The sequence below is a fragment of the Streptomyces sp. NBC_01515 genome (genome assembly GCF_045040345.1).
In the GTDB taxonomy this organism is placed as follows: Bacteria; Actinomycetota; Actinomycetes; order Streptomycetales; family Streptomycetaceae; genus Streptomyces.
Window position 1 is genome coordinate 5,118,118 of record NZ_CP109416.1, and the last position, 21,637, is coordinate 5,139,754.

The following is a 21,637-nucleotide window of genomic DNA, read 5'->3' on the forward strand; positions in this document are numbered from 1 at the left end:
ACGCGCCTCTTACGCGCCTCTGGGGTATCTGGCGATCCACCCCGGGGCGGACCCGGCGGGCCCGTGCAACGCGGGCCCCTGGGTCATCTCCACCGCGAAGTCGTCGGCCAGCACAAGCAAGGTGGGACGGCCCTCCAGCTCGGCCAGCCAGGCCGGCGGGAGGGCCGTCTCGCCGTGCAACGCCCCGAGCAGACCACCGGTGAGCGCCCCCGCAGTACCGGAGGGCCCACCGTGATTCACGGCCAGACACAGCCCATGCCGTACGTCCTCGCCGACCAGCGCGCAGTAAACGGCCCCCGCGAGCAACCCGTCCGCGTTCCCCTCCCCCACGAGTTCCTCGACCCGCGCGGAGGTGGGCAGCCCCTGCCGTACGGCGCCGAGGGCGCGCTGGAGTGCGACGGAGACGGGCTGATGCCCGGGTCTGGCGGCAAGCAGGCCGAGCGCCCGTTGCACGGCGGCGTCGAGACTCTCCCCGCGGGCGAGTCCGTGCACGATGACGGCGTAAGCACCGGCGGACAGATACCCGACGGGATGCCCATGGGTCTGAGCGGCACACTCCACGGCGAGCTGCATCACGAGCTGAGGCTCCCACCCCACGAGCAACCCAAAAGGCGCGGAACGAGCGGCGGCTTCCCCGCCCACCTCGCCAGGATTCTTGGGCGCGTCGAGCGTCCCCATCCGCTCATCCCCAAACCCCAACAAACAGGCCCGAGTTGGATCGCGCCGCGCATAAAGCCACTCCTCGCGCGCAAGCCACCCATCATCCTTACGACGCTCATCGGGCCCCCAGTCATGCTGGGTCGCGGCCCACCGCAAATAGGCCCGATGCAGATCGGTAGGCGGATGCCAGGCCCCGGTATCGCGCCGCACCTGAGCGCGGATCAGCCCATCGACGGTAAACAGACTGAGCTGCGTGAGATGAGTGACGGCCCCCCGCCGCCCATACCCGAAGACGAGATCCACGACGCCCTCAGCACCGTAGGCCTCCCGGATCTCATCCCCCGCCAACAGATCCACAGGCGCACCGAGCGCGTCCCCCACGGCGGCCCCGAGCAACGTCCCCCGCACCCGACTCCGAAAATCCTGCTGCTCCACCCGACCCCAGACGGCCGCGGTCGCCGTACTCACCAAGGCCTCCTCGGAGCTCCGTCGTACGTACGAGTCAGTTCAGCACTGTAATCGAACGGGGACGGTGGGTTGAGGGGGTGGAGAGGGGTGGATCGGTACACGGGGTTGGGCCACTCGCTTCTCGGCCGGGGTAAGGGTGGCGCGCCGCCGTCTCGCCGGCACGCCACCTCGGCTCAGCGGCCAACCCCCGGTGGGTAGTGGGTACTTTCTGGAAGCCGGGGGTAAGTCTAACCACCGTAACGACCTTTGACTGGTTAGAAATGACCCCGGCTTCCAAGGAGAGGAAGGGGGCCCGGGCGGGGAGGCGGGTCGGAGAAATGTGACACTTCCCCCCAGGACTGTCACATTTCTGCGGACCGGGTGCCCCAGGGAGAGGCGCTCCTGTCCGTCGCGTCAGTCCCCACCCACTCACCGTTGGCCGCTAAGCCCGCCCGGCGTGCCGGCGAGACGCGAACGCGCCTCCCTCACACCGGCCGACAACGCAGTACAGGTAGGGGGATGCGTACCTGGCCACCCATCCCTCGGGGCCGCCCGCTCGCTTCTCAGACGGGCTGGAGTGCACCGAGTCAAGGGTGGAGCGAAGCGGAATCGCCGCAGGCGACGCGACCGCAGGGAGCGCCCTTTACTCGGGGCGCGGAAGCCCGACACTGGCCAAGAAGCGGGCGGCCCAACGTCCACATCACGACTCAGGCCCACAGCGCTCCCCCCGGGTCCCGAGACAGCACACGAGGAAGAAACCGGTCATGACCACCCCCACGTACGGGCTGCTCATGCTCATGGTGTTGTTCGGGACCGGGTTCATCGCGGTCGGCGGTGAGTGGTTCTCAATGTGGCAGTCGAAGGACTGGAACGGGCTGGAGGCGGCGACCCGGGTGTTCCTGCTGAGCGGGGTCGTGCTGCTCGTCGCGCAACTCCCGGCCAGGAGTTCCGCTACTTGACCACGATCACCTTCGTGCTCGTCGTCCCGAATGCCCACAGTGCCGCGCCGTCCGCCTTGCCCATACGGACGCCGCCCGTCTCCTTGCCCACCGCCGGCGGGGGCGAGGAGCCGTCCACCGCGTTGGAGAAGGCGATGTTGAGGCCGGACTTGGTGGCGAAGTAGACGATGTTCTCGATCTGGACGCCGTCGGAGCCCGTCGTGGCGTCCTTGCGGACCGACACGGTGTATTTGCCGGGGTCGGGGCTCACCGTCCCCGGCCAGACCGCGAACGTACGGCCCGCCTTGTCGCTCGCGTCGACCAGCCAGACCCGTTTCTGGCCGACGGCGTAGACGATGCGCCGCCCGGTACCGGAGGAGGCCGGTACCGCGGCGGCGGCCGTCGCGTGCGGCTTCGGGGACGTGGACGCGTGCGCGGACGCCGACGCGCTCGGGCGGGCGGCGGACGCCTTCGGGTGCGGGCCCTTGTTGGCCTGGACGGCCAGGACCGTGACCGCGGCGATCGCTCCCACCGTCAGACCGGTCACCCAGACCTTGGAGGCAGGCACGGGCACGCATCTCCTCAGCTACTCACAGCCCCCACATCCCGATCGAACAGGGGTCGGATCATCGTACCGGCCCCCGTCCGACCCTCCTCCCGCTCAGTCGAGCACCGGCAGCAGCTCCGGCAGATGCCCGTCCGACACCGCCGCCGTCCGCTGCCGCTCCTCCGGCACCTCGCCGTACAGCGTCGTCCGCGGCCTCGCCGGCCGACCCGCCAGTTCCGCTACGGCGACCAGGTCCCGCACCGACTTGTACGAGCCGTACGACGAACCCGCCATCCGCGAGATCGTCTCCTCCATCAACGTGCCGCCGAGGTCGTTCGCCCCGGAACGCAGCATCTCCGCCGCGCCCTCCGAGCCCAACTTCACCCAGCTCGTCTGGATGTTGGGGATGTGGGGGTGGAGGAGCAGCCTCGCCATGGCCACCACCGCCCTGTTGTCCCGCATCGTCGGGCCCGGGCGAGCGATCCCCGCCAAGTACACCGGCGCGTTGGTGTGGATGAACGGCAGCGTCACGAACTCCGTGAAACCTCCTGTGCGTTGCTGGATGGACGCCAGGGTCCGCAGGTGGCCCAGCCAGTGTCTCGGCTGGTCCACGTGGCCGTACATCATCGTCGACGACGAACGGATGCCCAACTCATGTGCCGTCGTGACCACTTCGATCCACGTCGCCGTCGGCAGCTTGCCCTTCGTCAGGACCCAGCGGACCTCGTCGTCGAGGATCTCCGCCGCCGTGCCGGGGATGGTGTCGAGGCCCGCCTCCTTCGCCGCCGTCAGCCACTCGCGGATGGAGAGGCCCGTGCGCGTCGCGCCGTTCACCACCTCCATGGGGGAGAACGCGTGGACGTGCATGCCGGGGACGCGTTCCTTGACCGCCTTCGCGATGTCGAAGTACGCCGTGCCGGGCAGGTCGGGGTGGATACCGCCCTGCATGCAGACCTCAACCGCCCCGACTTCCCAGGCCTGTTGGGCCCGGTCCGCCACCTGGTCCAGGGAGAGGGTGTACGCGTCCGCGTCCGTACGGCGCTGCGCGAAGGCACAGAAGCGGCAGCCCGTGTAGCAGACGTTGGTGAAGTTGATGTTCCGCGTGACGATGTACGTCACCTCGTCGCCGACCACCGACTTCCGCACGTCGTCCGCGATCCGCGTCAGCGCGTCCAGCGCCGGGCCGTCCGCGTGCAGCAGCGCGAGGGCCTCGGCGTCGGTGAGCTTCGTCGGGTCGTCGGCCGCCGTGGCGAGGGCCTGTCGTACGTCCGTGTCGATGCGCTCGGGGACCATGCCGGGTGCCGCCGCCTCGCGCAGGGCGCCCCAGTCGCCGTAGACCTCGTCGAAGTCGTCACGGCGGTCGGACGTACGGCCCTCCGTGTCGATCGACACATGCAGATCCGTACGGCCGGACGACACGAAGGCCTCTTCCGGCTCCTGCCACGCGTGGCCCTCGACCACCGCGTCCTCACGGGCGAGTCCCGTCTCCGGGTCCGCCAGTGCCCGTACGTGCGGCAGCAGGCGCGGGTCCAGCCAGGGTTCGCCGCGGCCCACGAACTCCGGGTAGACGCAGAGGCGTTCACGGAGTTCGAAGCCCGCTTCCGCCGACTGTTCGCGCAGCAACTCGATCTGGGGCCAAGGGCGTTCGGGGTTCACGTGGTCGATGGTGAGCGGCGAGACTCCGCCCCAGTCGTCGATGCCCGCGCCGATCAGGCGCTTGTACTCCGAGTCGACGAGGTTGGGCGGGGCCTGGAGGCAGGCCGACGGGCCCATGATGTGCCGGGCCACCGCGACCGTCGCCACCAGCTCGTCCAGTTCCGCGTCCGGCATGCCGCGCATCGCCGTGTCCGGCTTGGCGCGGAAGTTCTGGATGATCAGTTCCTGGATGCCGTGGTAGGAGCGGGAGACCTTGCGGAGCGCGAACAGGGAGTCCGCGCGCTCCTCGTACGTCTCGCCGATGCCGATCAGGATGCCGGACGTGAAGGGGACCGACGAACGGCCCGCGTCCTCCAACACCCGTAGGCGTACGGCCGGTTCCTTGTCCGGGGAGCCGTAGTGCGGGCCGCCGGGCTCGGACCACAGGCGGGTCGCGGTCGTCTCCAGCATCATGCCCATGGAGGGGGCGACCGGCTTCAGGCGCTGGAAGTCCGTCCAGGTCATCACCCCGGGGTTGAGGTGCGGGAGCAGGCCCGTCTCCTCCAGGATGCGGATGGAGATGGCGCGGACGTACGCGATCGTGTCGTCGTAGCCGTGCGCGTCGAGCCACTCGCGCGCCTCCGGCCAGCGGTCCTCGGGCTTGTCGCCGAGGGTGATCAGGGCTTCCTTGCAGCCGAGTTCGGCGCCTCGGCGGGCGATGTCGAGGACCTCGTCGGGGGACATGAACATCCCGTGGCCGGCCCGGCGGAGCTTGCCGGGGACGGTGACGAAGGTGCAGTAGTGGCACTTGTCGCGGCAGAGGCGGGTGAGGGGGATGAAGACGCTCTTCGAGTACGTGATCACGCCGGGCCGGCCGGCCGTCCGCAGGCCCGCGTCGCGCACCCGGGCGGCGGACGCGGTGAGGTCGTCGAGGGCCTCGCCGCGCGCCTGGAGCAGCACCGCCGCTTCCGTGACGTCGAGGGCCACGCCGTCACGGGCGCGTTTGAGGGCGCGACGCATGGAGTTCTCGGTCGGGCCGGTTCCGGAGCTCGCGGGAGTCGTCATCCTTCGAGCATACGATCGGCCTGATCAGGCCAAAGAGGGGCGCCCGATTCATCCCGCCGCGGAGTTCGTTACACGGTGTAACGGGCCGCGGCGGCGCGTTCTCCCGCCGGATCCGCCGTCGTTCTCCGGACAGGTGTCGATTTCCTTCCCTTGCACGGGAGTTCACAGCCGACTACCAGAGTCGTAGCAGTCCTGCGAGTCACCCCTGCACGATCCCTGTCACTCACGACACCCCGGGAGCAGCGGCATGTGCGACGACGATCACGGAAACGGCCTGAACCGACGTGCGCTGATCGTGACGGGCGCCACCGCCGCGCTTACGTTGGGGAGCGTGACCTTCGCGAGCGGTGCGGCGACCCCGGCAAGTGGTGCCCAGGAGACGCGGACGGTTCGGGGCACGCTCCCGACCGGTTCGCCCGACTATGTGTACGTGCCCGTCGAGGTCCCCACGGGAGTCGCCGAGATCAAGGTGGCCTACACGTACGACAGACCGTCCGTCCCGGCCGGCACCCAGGGCAACGCCCTCGACATCGGCATCTTCGACCAGCACGGCACCGACCTGGGCGGCAGGGGTTTCCGGGGCTGGTCGGGCGGGGCCCGCACGGAGTTCTTCATCCGGGTGGACGACGCGACGCCCGGCTACCTCCCCGGCCCGGTGCGCGCCGGCACCTGGCACGTCGCGCTGGGCCCGTACACCGTCTCCCCGCAAGGGCTGTCGTACGAGCTCACGATCACGCTCACCTACGGCGAACCCGGCGTCGCGCCGCGGCCGGTGTACCCGCCGGAGCGGGCGAAGGGGCGCGGGCGGGCCTGGTACCGGGGTGACTGCCACCTGCACTCCTGGTACTCCGACGGGCGCCGCACCCCGGCCGAGATCGCGGCGCTGGCGCGGGCGGCGGGCCTGGACTTCATCAACTCGTCGGACCACAACACCCAGTCCTCGCACCCCCATTGGGCCTCGGAGGCGGGCGACGACCTGCTCATCATGCTCGGCGAGGAGGTCACGACCCGTAACGGTCACGTCGTCGCCCTCGGCACCGAACCCGGCACCTTCATCGACTGGCGCTACCGGGCGCGCGACAACCGCTTCGGAAAGTTCGCCCGCGAGATCCGGCGGGCCGGCGGTCTGGTCGTCCCCGCCCATCCGTACGCCACCTGCATCGGCTGCGCCTGGAAGTTCGGCTTCGGCGAGGCGGACGCCGTCGAGGTGTGGAACGGCCCCTACACGCCGGACGACGAGATCGCCCTGGCCTCCTGGGACGCGACCCTCGTGGCATCCGTACGGGAGAACCGGGAGTGGCTCCCGGCGATGGGCAACAGCGACGCCCACCGCGACCCCGACGCGGTCGGCCTGCCCCAAACCGTCGTCCTGGCCGACGACTTGACGCGGGAGGCGATCCAGGACGGCCTCCGCGCGGGGCGTTCGTACGTCTCCGAGTCCAAGAACCTCTCCCTCACCTTCACCGCGTCCGGCGGCCGGGCCCAACACGCGGGAATCGGCGAGCGGTTGAGGGTGGATGCGGACACCCCGGTCACGCTACGGCTGGAAGCCACCGGCGCCCCGCGCTGCACCGTCCGCCTCGTGACCGACCAGGGGGTGCTGTTCACCGGCGATCCGCTGCCGGTGGGCGGTGCGGGGGTGGTCGAGTGGGGTACGACTGCGGCCTACGCGGCGTACGTACGGGCCGAGTTGAGGCACGAGACGGCGGCGGGGGCGGTACCGGGGGCGCTGGCGGCGTTCACCAATCCGATCTTCCTGGGCGAGGCCAAGCGGTGAACCAGGCCCTGCCGTCAGTCACTCAGGTCGACGACAACGGCCGCGTGGTCGGTCGGCCACACCCCGTCGACCGGCCCGTCCCCGGCCCGCCGCACGCCCCGCACATGCCCGGGCCCGTCCTTCCCGGTCGGTTCGACGAAGACGTAGTCGACGCGCACGCTGGGCCCGAACGTGCCCGCCACGTAGGGATTCGCGAGGTCCCAGGTAGCTGAGGGAGCCCCCGGGTCCGCGAAGTCCCAGGCGTCGATGAGGACTTGACCGCCCACGGCCGGCGCGGTCCGGTACCCCCCGAAGAGCCGCACCTCGTCCGAGTCCGGCCAGGCGTTGAAGTCACCGGTGACGACGGCCGGGAAGGGCCCGTCGCCACGGTGGGCAGCGACGAACTCCGCGAGGGCGGTGACCTGTTGGCACCGTACGGCCGAGGCGTCGGTGGCGGAGGAGAGGTGGGCGGTGAAGAAGGGGACGCGGTACCCCGGCGCGTCCAGCCCCGCGTAGAGCGCGAGCCGACCGCCGTCACCATCCCCGGGCGGCAACGGCAGCACGGCCCGCTCGGCGACGGGCCAACGACTGAGGACGGCGTTGCCGATCCCGACGGTGGGATCGCCGAGTCGCCGCTGCCAGAACCCGGGGTCGTGGGAGGCTCCCCAGGTCCAGTGCATCCCGAGTTCCGAGGCGAGCCACGCGGCGAGGTTCACACCTTCGGCATCCCACACCTCCTGCAACCCGACGACATCGGGATCGAGCTCCCGCAACACGGCGAGAATCGCCTTCTGCCGGGCCTCCCAGGGCCCGTACCGCCACCACAGGTTCCATGTCACCACGCGCACGAGATCATTGAAGTCCACGCCCCGTCCGAGCAACAGGAGATCCGGGAAAGATGCCGACACCGAACCCCGAGGCCAAGTACCGCACCATCAGCCGGATCCAGCGCGTGCTGAACTCGGTCACCCGCCGCCTCCCCACCCAGACCGTCCTGGAGACCACCGGCCGCGTCTCCGGCCAACCGCGCCGCACCCCGCTCGGCGGCCGCCGCGTCGGCGACACGTTCTGGCTGGTGTCGGAGTTCGGCGAGCTCTCCCAGTACGTCCGCAACATCAAGGCGAACCCGAAGGTCCGGGTCCGCGTCATGGGCCGCTGGCACACCGGCACGGCCCACCTCCTCCCCGACGACGATCCTCAGGCCCGCCTGCGCACCCTGCCCCGCTTCAACAGCGCGGCGGTGAAGGCGATGGGGTCGAGCCTGCTGACGGTGCGGGTGGATCTGGACAAGTGACAGTGGGCGGGGGACGCGGCCCGGCGGACGGGGGGCTCGGCATCACCCCGGCCACACGATCGCCTGCACCTCGCTGTACGCGTGCAGCGCGTACGAGCCGACGTCCCGGCCGACCCCGCTCTTCTTGAACCCCCCGAACGGCGCCTCCATGTTGCGCCCCACGGTGTTGACCCCGACCCCGCCGGCGCGCAGCAGCCGGGCGACGCGGAAGGCGCGGGCCACGTCCCCCGACCAGACGTAGTCGATGAGGCCGTAGTCGCTGTCGTTGGCGAGGGTGATTCCCTCCTCCTCGTCGTCGAAGGGGACGACCACGACGACCGGGCCGAAGATCTCCTCGCGGACGACCCGCATCTCGGGGCCGCAGTCGGCGAGGACGGTGGGGGCGACGAGGAACCCCGGTCTGTCGGCGGGGCGTTCGCCGCCCGCGACGACCACCGCGCCCTCCTTCCGGCCCAGTTCGACGTACGACTCGACGCGCTCCCGGTGTGCCGCCGAGATCACCGGCCCGACGACCGTGTCCGGCGAGCGCGGATCGCCGACCTTCAACGCCCGCGCATAACCGGCCAGTTGCTCCACGACCCGCTCGTACACACCCCGCTGCGCCAGCACCCGCGTGGGCGCCGTACAGATCTGCCCGCTGTAGAAGGAGAACGTCGTACCGATCCCGGACACGGCGGCCGACACATCCGCGTCGTCGAAGACGACCGCCGCGCCCTTCCCGCCCAGCTCCATCAACTGCCGCTTCATGCCCCGCCCGCACACCTCGGCGATCCGCTGCCCGACGGCCGTGGAACCGGTGAAGCTGACCATGTCGACGTCATCGGACTCGACCGCGGCCTCGCCCACCTCCACCGACTGCCCGTTGACGACGTTCACGACCCCGCGCGGCACCCCGGCCGCCTCCAGCGCCTCGGCCATCCGGTAGACGGACAGCGGGTCCTGCGGCGCCGGTTTCACGACCACCGTGTTGCCCATGGCGAGGGCGGGGGCGATCTTCCCGGCGGGGTTCGCCCAGGGGTTGTTGTACGACGTGATGCACGTGACGACACCGACCGGCTGCCGCACGGCGATCGCGCCCATGACAGCCGCCCGCCCGAACGGCCCCGCCTCGTTGACCTGCGGCGCGATCGCCCACTCGGCCGGCTCCACGGTCGCGTACCGCCGGAACCGGGCCGCCGCGACGCCCACTTGCATGCCCCGCGCGGTCCCGGTCGTGGCGCCGGTCTCCGCCTGGGCGAGTTCGGCGTACGGCACGAGCCCGCGACGGATGATGTCCGCCGCCCGCCCGAGAATCGCCGCCCGCTCCTCGGCCGGCGTACGCGACCACGGCCCGAACGCCTCCCGCGCCGCGGCGGCAGCGGCGAACACCTGCCCCCGCGAGGCCTCCGGCGCCCACCCCACGGTCTCCTCGGTAGCCGGATCGACCACGGCGTAGTACCCACCGTCCGGCTCGACCCACTCCCCCCCGACGAACAACCGCTGCCCATCGGCCACTTGGGAACTCACTTCGTGCTCACCGTCCTGGTGTCCCGCCCCGACCGCAGCACCCGCCCCGGCACGTTCCCGCTCACCACGTCGCCCCGGATGGCCTCAACTCCGTTGACCCACACGGCCGTTATGCCGATCGCCTTGGAGTCCAGCCGCGGACTGTCGCCCGGCAGGTCGTGCACCAGGGTGGCCTTGCCGGCGTCGATCCGCTCCGGGTCGAAGAGCACCAGGTCCGCATGCCACCCCTCCCGCACCTGCCCCCGCTCCCGCAGCCCGAACAGCCGAGCCGGATCATCGGTGAGCATCTTCACGGCCTGCTCCAGCCCCACCAACTTCCGCCCCCGCACACAGTCCCCGATGAACCGGGTCGTGTACGGCGCCCCGCACATCCGGTCCAGATGTGCCCCGGCATCGGACCCGCCGAGCAGCACGTCCTCGTGCTGCCAGGTCTCGGCCCGCAGCGCCCAGGAGGCGGGATCGTTGTCGGAGGGCATGGGCCACAGAACCGTACGGAGTTGATCAGCCGCACAGATCTCGACCAGACACTCGAAGGACTCCTGACCGCGTTCCGCGGCGATGTCCTTGACCACCCGCCCGGTGAGCCCCTCGTTGGCCGCGCTGTACGTGTCCCCGATCACATACCGCCCGAAGTTCGCGAGCCGCCGGAAGACGCCCGCCTCCTTGGAGTTGGCGTTCCGCAGCATCTCGGCGCGTACGTCCGGCTCCCGCAGCTTGGCGATCCGCTCGGGCACGGGCAGGCTGAGGATCGGTCCCCACCCGGGTATCAGGTTCAGCGCGCAGAAGGTGCCGAGGGACATGTTCATCGGCGTGAGGATCGGCATGGTCAGGGCGACGACCCGCCCCCCGGCCTTCCGAGCCCGCTCACTCGCGAACAGCTGCCGGGGCACACGCTCGGGCACGGCGGCATCGATGGTCAGGACGTTCCAGTTCAACGGCCGCCCCGCCACCGCGCTCATCTCGACGAACAGATCGATCTCAGCGTCACTGAACTGATCCAGACACCCGGCGACGATCGCCTCGATCTGCGTCCCCTCGTGCTCCCCGACTGCCCTGGACAGCGCGATGAGTTCGGCGGGAAGTGCGTGCCGGGAGGCGACCGGCTTCCCGTCACCGTCCGAGTGGGTGGAGGACTGGGTGGTGGAGAAACCCCAGGCCCCCGCGTCCATGGCCTCGTGCAACAGCCCTACGATCGCGGCGAGTTGCTCCTCACTCGGCTGCCCACCCACAGCGTCCGCCCCCATCACATACCGCCGCAGCGCACAATGCCCCACCATGAACCCGGCGTTGACGGCGATCCGCCCTTCAAGAGCGTCCAGGTACTCCCCGAACCCACGCCAGCTCCAGGGCGCCCCCTCCTCCAGCGCGACCAGCGACATCCCTTCGACCTTGGACATCATCCGCCGCGTGTAGTCAGCGTCCGCCGGCATCAGCGGCGCGAGCGTGAACCCACAGTTCCCGGCGGCGACGGTAGTCACCCCGTGATTGAGGGAGGGCGTGGCATACGGGTCCCAGAAGAGCTGAGCGTCGTAGTGGGTGTGCGGGTCGACGAACCCGGGCGCGAGGACGAGGCCGTGCGCGTCCTCGACGGTACGGGCCTCCTCGGTGATCGTGCCGATCGCGGCGATACGACCGTCACGTATACCGACGTCGGCAGTGAAGCCGGGCGCCCCCGTCCCGTCGACGACGGTCGCGCCCTTGATGACGTGATCGAGCATGAGCCTTGCCTCCTTGGACTCCGGGGGCGCGGCCCTACCCAGGGGCGCGGGGAACTGCGCGACCAGCCCCCACGCACCCGCACCCCGCGACGAACCCTCAAACCGCCTGACGGAACCGCGTGGTCCGGTGCACAGGATCCGTGTCGATCTTCGGAACCACGTGCTCCCCGATCAACCGAATCGTCTGCAACGTCTCCTCCTTGGGCACCCCCACCGGCAACCCAAAGCTCAACTGATCCGCCCCGGCCTGCTCCCACCGCTTGCACTGGGTGAGCACCTCATCCGGATCCCCACAGATCAACAGCTCCTCCTCCACGAGGAGTTCGACGAACTCCGGCGTGTACTCGGGCAGCGTCTCCGGCCACACCGGGAACCCCTCAGGCCGAGGGAACGTGTCGTGGTACCGGAACACCAGCGAGGGCAGATAGTGCAGCCCCCCACTCGTGGCGATCCGGATCGCCTCGTCATGGGTCGGCGCACAGATCGCCGTCGTGGTCACCATGACGTTGTCGTTGACGAACGCCCCGACCGGCTCGGCGTTCACGATCTCCGTCTTGTACTGCTCCAGCACCCACTCCATGTCGGACACCTTCTGGATGCTGAACCCGAGGACGCCAAGGCCCTTCCTCGCAGCCATCGCGTACGAGGGAGGCGACCCGGCGGCGTACCACATCGCGGGGTGCGCCTTCCCGTACGGCTTGGGGAGGATCTTCCGCGGCGGCAGCTGCCAGTGCTTGCCCTGGAAGCCGACGTACTCGTCCTGGAGCCACATCTTGGGGAACTCGGCGATGGTCTCTTCCCAGATCTCCTTGGTGTAGTTCATGTCGGTCACCCCCGGAATGAACCCGAGGATCTCGTGCGACCCGGCACCGCGCCCGCTGCCGAACTCGAAGCGGTTGTCGGTGAGATGGTCGAGCATCGCGACCTTCTCGGCGACCTTCACCGGGTGGTTGACCTGGGCGAGGGGGTTGAAGATGCCCGACCCGAGGTGGATGCGTTCGGTGGCGTGGGCGAGGTAGCCGAGGAAGACGTCGTTGGCCGAGAGGTGCGAGTACTCCTCCAGGAAGTGGTGCTCGGACGCCCAGGCGTACTTGAAGCCGGACTTGTCCGCCTGGATGACGTACTCGGTCTCCTCCATCAGCGCCTTGTGCTCGGCCAGCGGGTCCGTCTCGGCACGCTTGCCCACGTATCCCTGTACAAAGAGCCCGAATTCCAAGGAGGTTCACCGTCCCAGTCCAGATGGTCCCTATGAGTGCTACGACTTTCTGACGTGCCGTCAGATTCGTCAATAGATGACGCCCCGTCAGATGCTGGCGGGTGCCGTCAGATGACGCTGACCCCGGCCAGCCAGCCCCCGTCGATCACGAACGGCTGCCCGGTGATGTACGACGAGTCGTCCGACGTCAGGAACAGCGCCAGCCGCGCCACCTCGTCGGCCCGCCCGATCCGCCCCAGCGGCACGAGCTTGCGGTACAGCTCGTCCAGCGCCCGGGTCATCTCCTCCGGGTCCGCGTCCGGGTCGAGCCGCGCCGGGTTGGACATCGCGGTGTCCACGGCCCCGGGGCACACGGCGTTGACCCGGATCCGCCGGCTCGCCAGCTCCAGCGCGGCCACCCGGGTGAGCCCGAGGATCGCGTGCTTGGTGGCGGTGTAGGTCCCGACCGCCGCCATCCCCGTGACCGCCGTGTACGAGGCCGTGTTGACGATCGTGCCGCCGTCCTCCATCGCCGACGCCACGGTCTTGATCCCCAGGAAACAGCCCACCTGGTTGACCCGCACGACCTGCATGAACTCCTCAAGCGGCGTGTCCACAAGGGAGTTGAACCGCAGGATCCCGGCATTGTTGACCAGCCCGTCGATCCGCCCGTACACCTCCTTGGCGGCCCGCACGGCGGCACTCCAGTCCGCCTCCTCGCCGACGTCGAGATGGACGTAGGACGCGGACGCGCCCAACTCCTTCGCCAGCGCCTCCCCTTGCTCGTCCAGCACGTCCGCCACGACGACTTTCGCGCCCTCGGCCGCGAACAGCCGCGCCTCCTGCTCCCCCTGCCCGCGCGCCGCCCCGGTGACGATGACGACACGCCCGTCCAGCTTGCCCATGCGGGCCTCCTCGGGATCGGTGGATGCAGGGCATCGTAGCGCCGTATCTGACGCGGCGTCAGATGGCGAGGGAAGGCTCCTTGCGCGCGAGGGAGTCCTTGCACAAGCACACATCACGTGCACAAGCGCACCGTAAGTGACCGGGGAGTAGGGACATTTGACTCTGTCCATACCTCGGCTTGGCTCCAAGAATGCCGGGTATGGCAAAGCGGAGATTGCGCAACAGGAAAGTCAGGTACGTGGCGATCGGCGCGGCACTCGCCACCGGCGGGGTGGTCATCACGCTGCTGCCGTCGGCGAACGCGGCCGACGCGAAGACGCCGGACCAGATCATGACCATGTGCGAGAGGTCCGCGGTGGTCAATGGCGAACAGCGGTCCGTGGAGGATTTCGGCGGCGCCTTCGCGGACGGTTTCCAGGCCGACAACTGCGACTACGTGGAGACGAACTTCGAGACCTTCGACGGGCCCACCGAAAAGGCGTCCATCGACTTCCCCAACTGCAAGCCGAACGCCACCGATCCGGCCAAGGTGTCCATCACCTGGTCGTCGACCGCGGCCCAGGGGCAGGGCAAGTACGTCTCCACCCAACAGGGCGTCGCCGGCGGCCTCTTCGGATTCCTGAGCGGGGCCTGGGCCAAGCACAAGGGCACCCTCGACATGACCGTGAAGTCGGCGACGGCCGGGGACACGGAGGCGCGGGACGTGCCGGTCGGCAAGGTGCTCCACATGGAGTTCACGCCCAAGTTGCAGCGGATGACCGGGGAATGGCGGGTGCGTGTCGACGCCCGGGAGCAGACCACCGTCCTGCCGGCCAGCCCGGAGCAGAACTTCGTGGCCCCGGACGTCGTCGAGGGACCCGTCGTCCTGCCGGGTGCGGCCGGTGCTCCCGGTGTCGTGGACGGCACCTCGAAGGCGGTCCTGGAGGACTGCTGAGCCCCGGCCCACCGTCAGGAATGCGCAGCTCAACTCCCCCACACTTCAACGGAGATACCTATGTCCCGAACCGCCCGCACGAGAAGTCACCGGAGCAAGAAGAAGCGCATCACCCTCGCCCTGGCCCCTGTCGCGGCGCTCGCGGTGATCGTGCCGCTGATGAACCAGGCGAATGCCGCCACCCCGTCCGAAGTGAGCGCCGACTGCTCCTCGGACTCGGACAGACTGGCGAACTGCGAGTTCGTGGACGTCCAGTTCAAGGCGAACAGCCTCGGGCCCAACGAACGCGTCTCCCCGGTGTCCGACAACTGCGGTTCCACGGGCACCGCGACGAAGACCTTCAACGTGAGCACATCGGTGACGAGAACCCTTCAGGTGGAGGAGGGAACCGTCACCGATGCCGGCACGAAACTCGGGAACTCGCTCTTCGAAGTCGGCCTGGAATTCAGCACGTCGACCATCAACATCACGCGTGACGACAAGACGACCACCCTCGCGTTCAGCCGGACGGACACCGTGCAGGCGGACAGCACCGCCTTCTTCATGTGGTCCGCCAAGCGCACCGATGTCAGCGGATTCCTGAAAGCCACGTACAAAGAGGCGCAGGACGGTCAGACGGTGTTCTTCGCGCCGAGCGAGGGAGCGGCGACCGTGCACGTCTTCTATCCGCAGATCCTCAACAACGGAACGCCTGACGGGCGCCTTTGGCTGCGGAATGTGAAATGCGAGACGACCGCCGCCGATGCCGTCCCGAACTCCACGAAGGCCCTCCAGTCCGAGGAGGCCGGATTCGGTCAGGGCGGCGCCAATGTCACCGACGTGGAAATACCGCTGACGGAGGTTCCGGCACCCTGATCCCCGGTTCCCCGGTTCCTCGATTCTCAGGTGCGAAGAACGGGCGTGGCTCCCAGCCAGCGCAGGACCGCGTCCGTGCCGCTCCTGGCGTCCAACTTGGCATAGATGTTGCTGAGGTTGTTGCGCACGGTCTTCTCGCTCAGCCGTAGGCGCTGCCCGATCTGCTGTGCGCCCAGGCCGGTCGACAGCAGCTCCATGATCTGCTGCTCGCGCGGCGAGAGCAGGGCGCGCAGCCGCTCCATCGCCTCGTCGGTCGCGGTCATCCGACGGGCCCCCTCGCGCAGGGCGTCGCACGCCGACGGAGAGAGGTAGGTGTGCCCGACGGTGGCCGCCAGCATCGCCGAGGACATCATCTCGGGGCAGTGGTCGCCCTCGACCAGATAGCCCGCCCCGGCCCGGAACACCTCGACCACCGCCTCGGTGTCCCGGCGCGGACTGACCACGACCGCCGGGACACTCCGGGTGCGGAGAACCTCCAGCAGCCCCGGAAAGGACACGGCCGGGTCCTCGCAGTGCAGCACGACCACGTCCGCCGCGGTCTCCGCCAACCCGTGGTGGGGCGGGGGGACATGCAGCACACGGTCCACGTACGGATCGTCCGGGGGCGGCCAGTCCTCGTGCGGCCAGGTGACCCCGGCGGAGGCCACGGCGACTACGAGCCGCTCGGAGGATCGCACTTCGGGGGTCCTTCCGCCGGAGCCATCACGTCCGTACGTCCGTACATACGCGGCTCGGCGTAACCGTGTTCAAACAGGCCGTGATCAAAGGCGTGATCAGAGCAGCGGCCCCACCTCGGCCCCGAACTCGCCGATCTGGTCGGTGAGTTCGGCCCGGTCGCGGCAGCGGAACCGCACCTGGATCTGGTCCGCGCCCATCGCTCCGTAGGCCCGCAGGGACTCCGCGAGGGCCTCGGGCGCTCCGGTGAGCGTGCGCCGCCCGACCTCCCACCCCGCTTCTCCGATGTACAGCGGCTCGGTGATCGCCCCGAACACGAACGGCCCTTCCACGGCGGCCTCTTCGCGCAGCCGTCGTATCCGCTCGATCTGCGCGGGCAGCTTGTCGCGCGGGTCGCCCTGCGGCAGCCAGCCGTCCGCCTTGAGCGCGGCCCGGCGTACGGCGGCGGGGGACGATCCTCCGACCCAGAGGGGGACGTGTTCCTGCGCGGGCCGGGGCCGCTGCCCGAGCCCCTCGAAGTCGTACAACTTGCCGTGGTGCTCGGGGAATTCGTCCGGCCCGAGCGCGGCACGCAGGGCGTCGATCGACTCGTCGAGGACGGGCCCGCGCCGCTCGAAGTCGACCCCCAGCGCCTCGAACTCCTCCTGTACGTGCCCGGCGCCGACCCCGAGGATCAGCCGGCCCCCGCTGAGGTGGTCGAGGGTGGCGTACTGCTTGGCGGTGAGCAGCGGGTGCCGTAGGCCTACGACCGCGACATGGCTGAGGAGCCGGACGCGCTCGGTGACGCCCGCGAGGTAGGAGAGGGTGGCGACGGGGTCGTACCAGATCGTGCTCATGGCGGCGGCGAGGCGGCGCGGGACGCCGACATGGTCGCAGCCCGCGATGTAGTCGAAGCCCGCCCGGTCGGCGGCCCGCGCGATCTCGACGAGGTCGGCGGGGCCGGCGTCGGCCTCCCAGGGCTCGGCGTAGATGGTGCTCTGGGACTGGACGGGCAGCTGAATGCCGTAGCCGAGGCCGGTCACTTGGGGCCCTCCCACAGGCCGTCCGGGGTGAGGCCCAGCAGGTCGATCGCGTTGCCTCGGACGATCCGCTCGACCACGTCCGGTGCCAGGTGGCCCATCTGGGCCTCGCCGACCTCGCGGGACTTGGGCCAAGTGGAGTCGGAGTGGGGGTAGTCGGTCTCGTAGAGGACGTTCCCGACGCCGATCGAGTCGAGGTTCTTCAGGCCGAACGCGTCGTCGAAGAAGCAGCCGTAGACGTGCTCGGTGAAGAGTTCGGACGGTGGGCGGTGGACCTTGTCGGCGACGCCGCCCCAGGCGCGGTTCTCCTCCCAGACCACGTCGGCGCGCTCCAGGATGTAGGGGATCCAGCCGATCTGGCCCTCGGCGTACATGACTTTGAGGTCCGGGAAGCGTTCGAACTTGCCGCTCATCAGCCAATCCACCATGGAATAGCAGCAGTTGGCGAAGGTGATCGTCGAGCCGACGGCGGGCGGCGCGTCGGCCGAGGTGGAGGGCATCCGGCTGCTGGAGCCGATGTGCATGGCGATGACCGTGCCGGTCTCGGCGCAGGCGGCGAGGAACGGGTCCCAGTCGTCGGTGTGGATGGAGGGCAGGCCGAGGTGCGGGGGTATCTCGGAGAAGGCGACGGCACGGGTACCGCGGGCCGCGTTGCGGCGGACCTCCGCGGCGGCCAACTCCGGGTCCCACAAAGGAATGAGAGGGAGGGGTATCAGGCGGCCGTGCGCGTCCGGGCCGCACCACTCCTCCACCATCCAGTCGTTGTAGGCGCGGACGCAGAGCAGCCCGAGGTCGCGGTCGGCGGCCTCGGTGAACGTCTGGCCGCAGAAGCGCGGGAAGGTGGGGAAACAGAGCGCGGACTGGACGTGGTTGACGTCCATGTCGGCGAGCCGGGACGGGACGTCGTACGACCCGGGACGCATCTGCTCGTAAGTGATGACTTCGAGCTTGATCTCGTCCCTGCTGTAGCCGACGGCGGTGTCGAGGCGGGTGAGGGGGCGGTGCAGGTCCTCGTAGACCCACCAGTCGCCGATGGGGCCGTCGTCGCCCGGCTCGCCCATGACGGGCTTGAACCGGCCGCCGAGGAAGGTCATTTCCTTCAGTGGCGCGCGGACTATGCGCGGGCCGGTGTCCAGGTACTTCTTGGGCAGCCGGTGCTGCCAGACGTCGGCGGGCTCCACGGTGTGGTCGTCGACGGAGATGATCAGCGGGAGCGTCGCCCGGTCGGTGTGCTGGGGGTTCTGGGTGTCCATGGCGCTCACGGTAGCGCCGATCTGACGACCCGTCAGCTAGCTGGATCCGGGTTCGGGATGCTCGGTTGTGTGCGGAACTGTGCGTAGGCCGTGTGAGGGCCTTGTGATATCCCGCGCGGCCACCTGTGACCGGCACCCCCGAGAGCTGACGCATCGGGCGCGGACAAGGCAAACTGTCGTAGTTAACAGGCTTGCCTAGGGGGAACGGCGATGGACGGTGGACCGCGAGTACCGGAGCAGCGGCGCCCCGGGTCCGGCTCGGAGGAGTCGACCGCGCTGCGCTTCAGCGTGCTCGGTCCGGTACGTGCCTGGCGGGGCCCTGTCGCGCTGAACACGGGCTCGCCGCAGCAACGCGCCCTGCTGGCCGCGCTGTTGCTGCGCGAGGGCCGCACGGCGACCGCCGGTGAGCTGATCGACGCGCTGTGGGGTGACGACCCTCCGTCGCAGGCGCTGGCCGCGGTGCGGACGTACGCGTCCCGGCTGCGCAAGGCGCTGGACGCCGGGGTGCTGGTCAGCGAGTCGGGCGGGTATGCCGTACGGGGGCTGCCCGAGGGCGCGTTGGACGTGGCCGCGGTGCACGACCTGGCGAACGGGGCGGAGAAGGCGAAGTCGGCGGGTGACCTGGGCCGTGCGCGGGACCTACTGGGCCGGGCGCTGGCCCTGTGGGACGGCGAGCCGCTGGCCGGGCTGCCGGGGCCGTATGCGGAGGCGCAGCGGGTCCGTCTGGAGGAGTGGCGGCTCCAACTCCTCGAATCCCGCCTCGACATGGACCTGGAGCAGGGCTGCCACGCGGAGGCCGTCAGCGAGTTGACCGCCCTCACCGCGACCCATCCGCTCCGCGAACGCCTCCGCGAGCTGCTGATGCTCGCCCTGTACCGCTCGGGCCGCCAGGCGGAGGCCCTGGCCGTGTACGCGGACACCCGGCGTCTGCTCGCCGACGAGCTGGGCGTGGACCCGCGCCCCGGCCTGCGCGAACTCCAGAACCGCATCCTCCAGGCCGACCCGGGCCTCGCGGAGCCCTCCGCACCGGCGGCGGAGACCGTGACGGCACCGGTCCGCCCCCACCAACTCCCGGCGACGGTCCCGGACTTCACCGGCCGCGTGTCCTTCGTGTCGGAACTGAGCGACGTCCTGGCCTCGGCGGAGGGCCGCGTGATGGCGGTGTCGGCGCTCGCGGGAATCGGCGGGGTCGGCAAGACGACCCTCGCCGTCCACGTGGCCCACCAGTCCCGATCCGCCTTCCCCGACGGCCAGTTGTACGTCGACCTCCAGGGCGCGGGCTCCCGGTCCGCCGAACCGGAGACCGTACTGGGCGCGTTCCTGCGGGCGTTGGGCACCGCGGACTCCGCGATACCGGACTCCCTGGAGGAACGCTCCGCGCTGTACCGGTCGGTGCTGGACGGCCGCCGGGTGCTGGTGCTGCTGGACAACGCCAAGGACGCGGCCCAGGTACGGCCCCTGCTGCCCGGCACGGAGGGCTGTGCCGCGCTGGTCACCTCCCGGGTCCGGATGGTGGACCTGGCGGGAGCCCATCTCGTCGACCTCGACGTGATGTCCCCCGAGGAGGCCCTCCAGCTCTTCACGCGGATCGTGGGCGCCGAACGCGTCGCCGCCGAACGGGAATCGGCCCTCGACGTCGTCGCGGCCTGCGGCTTCCTCCCGCTCGCGATCCGCATCGCGGCCTCCCGCCTCGCGGCCCGCCGCACCTGGACGGTCTCCGTCCTCGCCGCCAAACTCGCAGACGAGCGCCGGAGGCTGGACGAGTTGCAGGCCGGCGACCTCGCCGTGAAGGCCACCTTCGAGCTGGGCTACGGCCAGTTGGAGCCGGCCCAGGCCCGCGCGTTCCGCCTGCTGGGCCTCGCCGACGGCCCGGACATCTCCCTCGCGGCGGCGGCGGCGGTGCTGGACCTCCCGGTCGAGGACACGGAGGACGTGCTGGAGTCCCTCGTAGACACGTCTCTTGTCGAATCGGCGGCTCCCGGGCGGTACCGGTACCACGATCTGGTGCGGCTCTACGCGCGTGCGTGCGCGGAACGGGACGAGTCGTCGCCGACGGAGCGGGGGGCGGCGCTCTCGCGGTTGCTGGACTTCTATCTGGCGACGGCGGCGGGGGTCTACGGCATCGAGCGCCCCGGCGACCGCCTCGTCGACCACCTGGAGGAGACCGGCGTCGACGGACTGGTCTTCCCCGATCGCCGCGCCGCCCAGGACTGGCTCTACAGCGAGGCGATGCCGCTGCTGGCCTGCGTACGGCAGTCGGCGGGCGGGACGACGCTGCGGCGCGCCGTCGACCTGCTGTGGGCCGCGGTCGACCTCGCGGAGTCCGGGGCGAACTTCAAGGAGTACGAGGCCGCCGGCACCACCCTGCGCGACGCGGCACGCGACGCCGCCGACAGCCGGGCGGAGGGCCGGGCCGTCCTGGTGCTGGCCAACGCCCGCCATTTCTCGGGGCAGTTCGAGCAGGCCCACCAGGAGGCACGGCAGGCGCTCGCCCTGTCGGAGGCCGCCGACGACGCGCTGCCGTGCTGCTGGGCGGCGAACCTCCTGGGCATCTACTCCTTCTACCAAAGCCGCTACGACGAGGCCGAGGAGTTCCTGGAGCGGGCCATCGCGAGCTTCCGCGCCTGCGGGGACCTCTCCGGCGCCGCGTCGGCGCTGTGCAACCTCTCGCGCCTGCACCTGCAGACGGAACGTGCCGACAGCGCGGTCGGCCTCGCCCGCCAGGGCACCGAGATGTACGAGGAACTCGGGCACACCCTCAAGGCGGCCAACGGCCACTACGCCCTCGGGCTGGCCCTCGGCAAGAACAGCCAGCCGGCCGACGCGGTCGCGCATCTGGGGCAGGCGCTGACCGTGTTCCGCGCGAGCCGGCAACGCCTCTGGGAGGGCATGACCCTCTTCCGCCTCGCCGAGGTGGACCTCCTGGCCCGGCGCCCCGCCCAGGCCGCGGCCAACGCCGAGATGGCGCTGACCCCGCTCCGCGAGATCGGCGGCGAATGGCGCCGCGGCAACGTCCTCACCGTCCTCGGCAAGGCCCTGAACGGCATCGGCCAGTCCGGCCGCGCCCAGGTCTGCTGGACCGAGGCGCTGGAGATCTACGAGCGGCTGGAGTCACCGGAGGCGGAGGAGGTCCGGGGCCTGCTGACGCCGGCGGGGGCGGACTGCGCCTGAGGCGTTGTCGGGGCCGGGGGCGTTCATCAATCGTTTATCGCCGCACGGCACTCTTCTGGGTAT

16 protein-coding genes and 1 pseudogene are annotated in these 21,637 nt (G+C 70.2%); 6 read left to right on the forward strand and 11 right to left on the reverse strand.

The features are described 5' to 3' along the window. Positions 1-9 precede the first annotated feature (9 nt). Complete coding sequence (locus OG407_RS22730) at positions 10-1,131, reverse strand: ADP-ribosylglycohydrolase family protein (RefSeq protein ID WP_405860661.1); 1,122 nt, start codon at positions 1,129-1,131, stop codon at positions 10-12. 707 nt (positions 1,132-1,838) lie between these two features. Between OG407_RS22730 and OG407_RS22735 the strand changes: the two are divergent. Beyond that, positions 1,839-2,066, forward strand: a pseudogene (locus OG407_RS22735) (DUF2165 family protein); the annotation flags it as partial. Here OG407_RS22735 and OG407_RS22740 read toward each other — a convergent pair. Further along, positions 2,059-2,613: a hypothetical protein gene (locus tag OG407_RS22740; RefSeq protein ID WP_405860663.1), complete on the reverse strand. Its 555-nt coding sequence runs from the start codon at positions 2,611-2,613 to the stop codon at positions 2,059-2,061. The pseudogene OG407_RS22735 and the gene OG407_RS22740 overlap by 8 nt on opposite strands. A gap of 93 nt (positions 2,614-2,706) precedes the next feature. Next, the gene (locus OG407_RS22745) at positions 2,707-5,292 is read right to left on the reverse strand and encodes a bifunctional FO biosynthesis protein CofGH (RefSeq protein WP_405860665.1); all 2,586 of its coding nucleotides are present in this window, start codon (positions 5,290-5,292) and stop codon (positions 2,707-2,709) included. Positions 5,293-5,539: 247 nt separating this feature from the next. On the opposite strand from OG407_RS22745, the gene OG407_RS22750 reads away from it, so the two are divergent. After that, positions 5,540-7,069 carry a CehA/McbA family metallohydrolase gene (locus OG407_RS22750; protein WP_405860667.1) on the forward strand — a complete coding sequence of 510 codons (1,530 nt, stop codon included), beginning with the start codon at positions 5,540-5,542 and terminating at the stop codon, positions 7,067-7,069. Positions 7,070-7,083: 14 nt separating this feature from the next. On the opposite strand, the gene OG407_RS22755 is transcribed toward OG407_RS22750, so the two are convergent. Further along, on the reverse strand, positions 7,084-7,896 hold the full coding sequence (locus OG407_RS22755) for an endonuclease/exonuclease/phosphatase family protein (RefSeq protein ID WP_405860669.1): 813 nt from the start codon (positions 7,894-7,896) through the stop codon (positions 7,084-7,086). Between the two features lie 50 nt (positions 7,897-7,946). Here OG407_RS22755 and OG407_RS22760 point away from each other — a divergent pair, with 50 nt between their 5' ends. Continuing rightward, positions 7,947-8,342 (forward strand): nitroreductase/quinone reductase family protein, encoded by a 396-nt coding sequence (locus OG407_RS22760; RefSeq protein WP_405860671.1) that lies wholly within the window; start codon positions 7,947-7,949, stop codon positions 8,340-8,342. Positions 8,343-8,384: 42 nt separating this feature from the next. Here the strand turns inward: OG407_RS22760 and OG407_RS22765 are convergent, their stop codons facing one another. The 4 genes from OG407_RS22765 to OG407_RS22780 all read right to left on the reverse strand — a co-directional run bounded on the left by OG407_RS22765 (position 8,385) and on the right by OG407_RS22780 (position 13,666). Continuing rightward, positions 8,385-9,848 carry an aldehyde dehydrogenase family protein gene (locus OG407_RS22765; protein ID WP_405860673.1) on the reverse strand — a complete coding sequence of 488 codons (1,464 nt, stop codon included), beginning with the start codon at positions 9,846-9,848 and terminating at the stop codon, positions 8,385-8,387. Beyond that, the gene (locus OG407_RS22770; protein ID WP_405860675.1) at positions 9,845-11,566 is read right to left on the reverse strand and encodes an amidohydrolase family protein; all 1,722 of its coding nucleotides are present in this window, start codon (positions 11,564-11,566) and stop codon (positions 9,845-9,847) included. The genes OG407_RS22765 and OG407_RS22770 overlap by 4 nt, the downstream gene beginning before the upstream one ends. 97 nt (positions 11,567-11,663) lie before the next feature. Then, the gene (locus tag OG407_RS22775) at positions 11,664-12,782 is read right to left on the reverse strand and encodes an LLM class flavin-dependent oxidoreductase (RefSeq protein ID WP_405860677.1); all 1,119 of its coding nucleotides are present in this window, start codon (positions 12,780-12,782) and stop codon (positions 11,664-11,666) included. Between the two features lie 107 nt (positions 12,783-12,889). Then, on the reverse strand, positions 12,890-13,666 hold the full coding sequence (locus tag OG407_RS22780; RefSeq protein ID WP_405860679.1) for an SDR family NAD(P)-dependent oxidoreductase: 777 nt from the start codon (positions 13,664-13,666) through the stop codon (positions 12,890-12,892). A 200-nt stretch (positions 13,667-13,866) separates the two neighbouring features. On the opposite strand from OG407_RS22780, the gene OG407_RS22785 reads away from it, so the two are divergent. Both OG407_RS22785 and OG407_RS22790 read left to right on the forward strand, forming a co-directional pair. Then, on the forward strand, positions 13,867-14,601 hold the full coding sequence (locus OG407_RS22785; protein ID WP_405860681.1) for a hypothetical protein: 735 nt from the start codon (positions 13,867-13,869) through the stop codon (positions 14,599-14,601). 60 nt (positions 14,602-14,661) lie between these two features. After that, entirely contained in the window at positions 14,662-15,456 is a 795-nt protein-coding gene (locus OG407_RS22790; RefSeq protein WP_405860683.1) for a hypothetical protein, read from the forward strand. Between the two features lie 26 nt (positions 15,457-15,482). Here OG407_RS22790 and OG407_RS22795 read toward each other — a convergent pair whose 3' ends face one another. From OG407_RS22795 to OG407_RS22805, 3 genes are all read right to left on the reverse strand, one after another. Beyond that, entirely contained in the window at positions 15,483-16,133 is a 651-nt protein-coding gene (locus OG407_RS22795; RefSeq protein WP_405860685.1) for a response regulator transcription factor, read from the reverse strand. A 96-nt stretch (positions 16,134-16,229) separates the two neighbouring features. Then, positions 16,230-17,153 carry an LLM class F420-dependent oxidoreductase gene (locus OG407_RS22800; protein WP_405860687.1) on the reverse strand — a complete coding sequence of 308 codons (924 nt, stop codon included), beginning with the start codon at positions 17,151-17,153 and terminating at the stop codon, positions 16,230-16,232. After that, positions 17,150-18,403: an amidohydrolase family protein gene (locus OG407_RS22805; RefSeq protein WP_403588688.1), complete on the reverse strand. Its 1,254-nt coding sequence runs from the start codon at positions 18,401-18,403 to the stop codon at positions 17,150-17,152. Before OG407_RS22805 ends, OG407_RS22800 begins: the two co-directional genes overlap by 4 nt. Before the next feature lie 210 nt (positions 18,404-18,613). Here OG407_RS22805 and OG407_RS22810 point away from each other — a divergent pair, with 210 nt between their 5' ends. Continuing rightward, a complete protein-coding gene (locus OG407_RS22810; RefSeq protein WP_405860689.1) occupies positions 18,614-21,574 on the forward strand; it encodes a BTAD domain-containing putative transcriptional regulator in 2,961 nt (986 codons plus the stop codon). Positions 21,575-21,637: the final 63 nt, after the last annotated feature.

Coding starts and splice junctions, on each gene's coding strand:
- OG407_RS22745 (WP_405860665.1), bottom strand. CDS start 5,292: ATGACGACTCCCGCGAGCTCCGGAACCGGCCCGACCGAGAACTCCATG.
- OG407_RS22750 (WP_405860667.1), top strand. CDS start 5,540: ATGTGCGACGACGATCACGGAAACGGCCTGAACCGACGTGCGCTGATC.
- OG407_RS22760 (WP_405860671.1), top strand. CDS start 7,947: ATGCCGACACCGAACCCCGAGGCCAAGTACCGCACCATCAGCCGGATC.
- OG407_RS22770 (WP_405860675.1), bottom strand. CDS start 11,566: ATGCTCGATCACGTCATCAAGGGCGCGACCGTCGTCGACGGGACGGGG.
- OG407_RS22780 (WP_405860679.1), bottom strand. CDS start 13,666: ATGGGCAAGCTGGACGGGCGTGTCGTCATCGTCACCGGGGCGGCGCGC.
- OG407_RS22785 (WP_405860681.1), top strand. CDS start 13,867: ATGGCAAAGCGGAGATTGCGCAACAGGAAAGTCAGGTACGTGGCGATC.
- OG407_RS22790 (WP_405860683.1), top strand. CDS start 14,662: ATGTCCCGAACCGCCCGCACGAGAAGTCACCGGAGCAAGAAGAAGCGC.
- OG407_RS22805 (WP_403588688.1), bottom strand. CDS start 18,403: ATGGACACCCAGAACCCCCAGCACACCGACCGGGCGACGCTCCCGCTG.
- OG407_RS22810 (WP_405860689.1), top strand. CDS start 18,614: ATGGACGGTGGACCGCGAGTACCGGAGCAGCGGCGCCCCGGGTCCGGC.